General features: G+C 75.6%; 5 protein-coding genes. All 5 read right to left on the bottom strand.

Annotation, left to right across the window (positions count from 1 at the left end):
• Nucleotides 1–140: 140 nt before the first annotated feature.
• Complete coding sequence (gene pcaG, locus ABEB16_RS11030; protein WP_345712301.1) at nt 141–734, bottom strand: protocatechuate 3,4-dioxygenase subunit alpha; 594 nt, start codon at nt 732–734, stop codon at nt 141–143.
• Nucleotides 731–1,459 carry a protocatechuate 3,4-dioxygenase subunit beta gene (pcaH, locus tag ABEB16_RS11025; RefSeq protein WP_345712302.1) on the bottom strand — a complete coding sequence of 243 codons (729 nt, stop codon included), beginning with the start codon at nt 1,457–1,459 and terminating at the stop codon, nt 731–733. The genes pcaG and pcaH overlap by 4 nt, the downstream gene beginning before the upstream one ends.
• Nucleotides 1,460–1,568: 109 nt before the next feature.
• Nucleotides 1,569–2,753: a 4-hydroxybenzoate 3-monooxygenase gene (locus tag ABEB16_RS11020; protein WP_345712300.1), complete on the bottom strand. Its 1,185-nt coding sequence runs from the start codon at nt 2,751–2,753 to the stop codon at nt 1,569–1,571.
• A 114-nt stretch (nt 2,754–2,867) separates the two neighbouring features.
• Complete coding sequence (locus tag ABEB16_RS11015; protein ID WP_345712299.1) at nt 2,868–3,638, bottom strand: IclR family transcriptional regulator; 771 nt, start codon at nt 3,636–3,638, stop codon at nt 2,868–2,870.
• A gap of 60 nt (nt 3,639–3,698) precedes the next feature.
• Nucleotides 3,699–4,110 (bottom strand): nuclear transport factor 2 family protein (locus ABEB16_RS11010; RefSeq protein WP_345712298.1); only part of this gene is annotated, 412 nt, incomplete at its 5' end.

Raw genomic sequence — 4,110 nt, 5'->3', positions numbered from 1 at the left:
GACGTCGACGAGCGCGTCGAACCAGGCGCGCCCGCCGGTGAGGGCGGCGGCGGGCCCGCGGCCGAACACCGCCCCGAACAGGTCGAGGTCACCGCCGGGCGCACCCGGACCGGCAGCGGCGCCCACGGTCGCGTCGTCGCTCACAGCCGGAAGAACGCGGTCTCGCCCGGCCCCTGCAGCACGACGTCGAGGGCGTACCCGTCCGCCGTCGGCCGGGCCAGCAGGGTGTCCCGCGCCGCCGCCGGCAGGCTCGCCAGCACGGGGTCGGCGGCGTTGGCCTCCTCCTCGTCGGCGAAGTACACCCGGGTGACCAGCCGGTCGAGCAGCCCGCGCGCCATGACGGTCACGTCGACGTGCGGGGCCTGCCAGCCGCCCTCGCCGTCGGGCAGCGCGCCGGGTTTGACGGTGCGGAACCAGAACCTGCCCCCGGCGTCGGTGAGGCTGCGGCCGTAACCGCGGAAACCCGGCGTGGCCAGCGCGCCGCGGGGGTCCTCCGCGGAGTCGAAGCGCCCCGCGGCGTCGGCCTGCCAGATCTCCAGCATCCCGTCCGGCACGGTGTCGCCGGCGCCGTCGATCAGCCGCCCGCTCAGGACCAGCGCGCCGGGCGCGTCCGGGGCGGCGACCTCCGGCCCGTCCGGCCACGTCAGGCCGATCGACAGGTACGGGCCCACCGTCTGCGACGGCGTGAGGGCCAGCTTCGCCGGGTTCCCGGCGCGACGTGCGGTGGTGCTCACTCGTCCTCCTCCTCGTGGTCCTCGCCCTCGAACGGCGTCGCCTCGTCGCCGCGCAGCACGATGTCCCACTCGTAGCCCAGCGCCCAGTCCGGTTCGGTGGTCTCCCAGTCGAAGCGGGCCACGAGGCGCTCGACGCCCCTGGGGTCCGGGATCGAGGCGATCATCGGGTCCTGGCTGAAGAGGGAGTCGTCGGGGAAGTACATCTGCGTGACGAGGCGCTGGGTGAACGCGCGCCCGAACAGGGAGAAGTGGATGTGCGCCGGCCGCCAGGCGTTGCGGTGGTTGCGCCAGGGGTACGCGCCGGGCTGGATGGTGGTGAACCGGTAGCGGCCCTGCGCGTCGGTGGTCGTGCGCCCCACGCCGGAGAAGTTCGGGTCGACCGGGCTGGGCCAGCGGTCCACGTCGTGGCGGTAGCGGCCGCCGGCGTTGGCCTGCCAGATCTCCACCAGCGTGTCCGGCACCGCGCGGCCGTCGGAGTCCAGCACCCGCCCGTGCACGACGATGCGCTGCCCGATCGGCTCGCCCTCGTGCTGGCGGGTGAGGTCTGCGTCGTCCAGCGACGGCGTGCGGTCCCCGAGCACCGGCCCGGTGATCTCGGTGAGGCGCTGCGGCAGGTCGAACGGCGCCTGCAGCGGGTGGCGCAGGCGGGTGCTGCCGTACCCGGGGAAGTCGTGGGGCGGGTGGACGTCCTCCGGGACGTGCTCGTAGCGGCGCAGCACGAGCAGGGGCGAGGCGCTGCGCGCCGGGGTGGTGGTCACAGGGGTCCGTCCTGTCCGTCGAGGGTGGGGTCGGGGCGGCGCTGCGGGCGCCCGGGGGTTCGTGGGCGGGTGGGCGTCAGCGTGGTCCCCCCACCAGCGCGTGCGGGAGGCCGGTGTAGTTCTCCGCCAGCACCGTGGCGGCGGCGGTGGAGGAGACCACCTGCTGCAGCTGGGCCAGCTGCAGCCTGGCGTCGAACCCGTCGCCGGAGGTGTGCAGCATCGACGTCATCCACCAGGAGAAGTGGGTGGCCCGCCACACCCGGTCCAGCGCGCGCTGCTCGTAGCCGTCGAGCAGGGTCTGGGAGCCGGAGGAGAAGAACTCCAGCAGCGCCTCGGCGAGGACGGCGACGTCGGCGACGGCGAGGTTGAGACCCTTGGCGCCCGTCGGCGGCACGATGTGCGCGGCGTCGCCGACGAGGAACAACCGGCCGTGTCGCATCGGGGAGGACACGAAGCTGCGCATCCCGGTGATGGACTTCTCCAGCACCGGCCCGGTCCCCAGCGTCCAGCCCGGCAGGCCGAGGCGGGTCTGCAGCGCTTCCCAGATCCGCTCGTCGGGCCAGTCCTCGATGCGCTCGGTCGCGTCGACCTGCACGTACAGCCGGCTGATCGACGGCGAGCGCATCGAGTGCAGCGCGAACCCGTCGGGGTGCCAGGCGTAGATGAGCTCGTCGGTGGACGGCGGCACCTCGGCGAGGACGCCGAGCCACGCGAAGGGGTAACCGCGCTCCCAGGTGCGCGCCAGCGCCGCCGGGATGCTGGGGCGGCAGATCCCGTGGAAGCCGTCGGCCCCCACGACGACGTCGGCGTCCAGCCGCCGGGCGGTGCCGCCGGCGTCGGTGAAGGAGACCCGCGGGGAGGTGGTCCCGACGTCGTGCACGGCGACGTCGGAGACCTCGAAGTGCAGCGGTGCACCGGCGGCCAGCCGCGCGGCGACGAGGTCCTTGACGACCTCCGTCTGCCCGTAGACCCACACCGAGCGCCCGGTCAGGGCGGGGAAGTCGATGCGGTGGCGCTCACCGGGCCACTGCAGGTGGATGCCGTCGTGGCGCAGGCCCTGCGCGTCCAGGCGCTCCCCGACGCCCGCCGCGCGCAGCAGGTCGACGGTGGGCTGCTCCAGGATGCCCGCGCGCAGCCGCGCCTCGACGTAGGCGCGGGAGCGGGCCTCCACGACGACGCAGTCGACGCCCGCGGCGGTGAGGAGGTGGGACAGCAGCAGTCCGGCCGGGCCGGCTCCGACGACGGCCACACGAGTTCGCACCCGCACAGCCTGCGCCCCGGCCCGCCGTCGCGGAAGGCGGGACTTCCGCCCAGCGGAATGCCGGCGGAATCCCGGGGAACCCGGGAGCGATCGCGCCCGCCCCGCGGCGAGCGGTCAGGAGGCCGGGCGTGGTGGCTCGCCGGTGGCCCGGGTGATGGCGGCGGCCGCCACGCGCAGCGCGGGCAGCAGCGCGAGCAACCCCCGCCGCGTGGTGGTGCCCACGACGCCGAGGGCGGCGCCGACCTCGCCCCCGCTGCCGCGCACGGGCACGGCCACCGAGCACGTGCCCAGCGTCATCTCCTCCGCGGTGCTCGCATAGCCGTTGCGCCGCACCGCGGCCAGCTCCCGCTGCAACCGCCCCGCCTCGGTGATGGTGTGCCCGGTGATGCGCTCGGGCTGGGCCAGCACCTCGCGCACGACGTCGGCCGGGGCGTGCGCGAGCAGCACCTTGCCCACCCCGGTGGCGTGCAGGGGCAGGCGCACCCCGGCGCGGCTGACCAGCGGCACCGAGCGCCGCCCGTGCAGCCGTTCCACGTAGAGCGCGGAGGTGCCCTCCCGCACGGCCAGGTGCACGTTCTCGCCGGTGGCCGCGTAGAGGTCCTCCATGAAGGGCAGGCTGGACTCGCGCAGCTCGCGGTGGGTGGGGGCCAGCAGCCCCAGCTGCCACATGCGCCGGCCCACGACGTAGACCCCGTCCTCGAGGCGTTCCAGCGCCTGCGCCTGCTCCAGCTCGCCCACGATGCGGTGCGCCGTGGTCAGCGGCAGGCCGGCGCGGCGGGCGATCTCGCTCAGGGACAGGTGGGAGTGGTCCTCGTCGAAGGCGAAGAGCACCGCGAGGGCGCGCGCGGTGACGGTGCGCCCCGGCTGCGACGAGCCACCCGCCACGCTGCGACCTCCCCGGCTGCTGCGCCGATGCTACGGCCGGGGCCGGCGGTGGGCCGTTCCTCAGCGGGGCGCGACGTGCGGCAGCAGGCGCTGCTCGCCGGTGCCGGCCATCGCGTGCAGCCCCGCGGCGGCCGCGCCGAAGACGAGCGACAGCGCCGGCCGGCCCTCGCGCCGGGCCAGGCGGGGGCCGAGGGCGGCGGCGAGCCCGGTCAGGGCCGGCAGCGGGCGCACGAACAGGGTGATCTCGCGGATGAGGCCGGCGTCGTCCAGCCGCAGCAGCTGGACCTCCTGCGCGCGCACGCCGCCGATGCGGGCGGTGGCGCACAGGACGGCGGTGCGCTCCTGCAGGAGCTGGTCGGTGTAGGTGATGCCCTGCAGCACCGCGAACGCCTCCTCGAACAGGACGCGCACCCGTGCGCGGCCCTGGAAGGTGAACTGCGCGGTGATGGGGGAGACGAGCCGCACGTCGTCG

The sequence above is a fragment of the Kineococcus glutinatus genome (genome assembly GCF_039542765.1).
In the GTDB taxonomy this organism is placed as follows: domain Bacteria; phylum Actinomycetota; class Actinomycetes; order Actinomycetales; family Kineococcaceae; genus Kineococcus_A; species Kineococcus_A glutinatus.
This window is presented reverse-complemented; position numbering and strand designations above follow the sequence as displayed.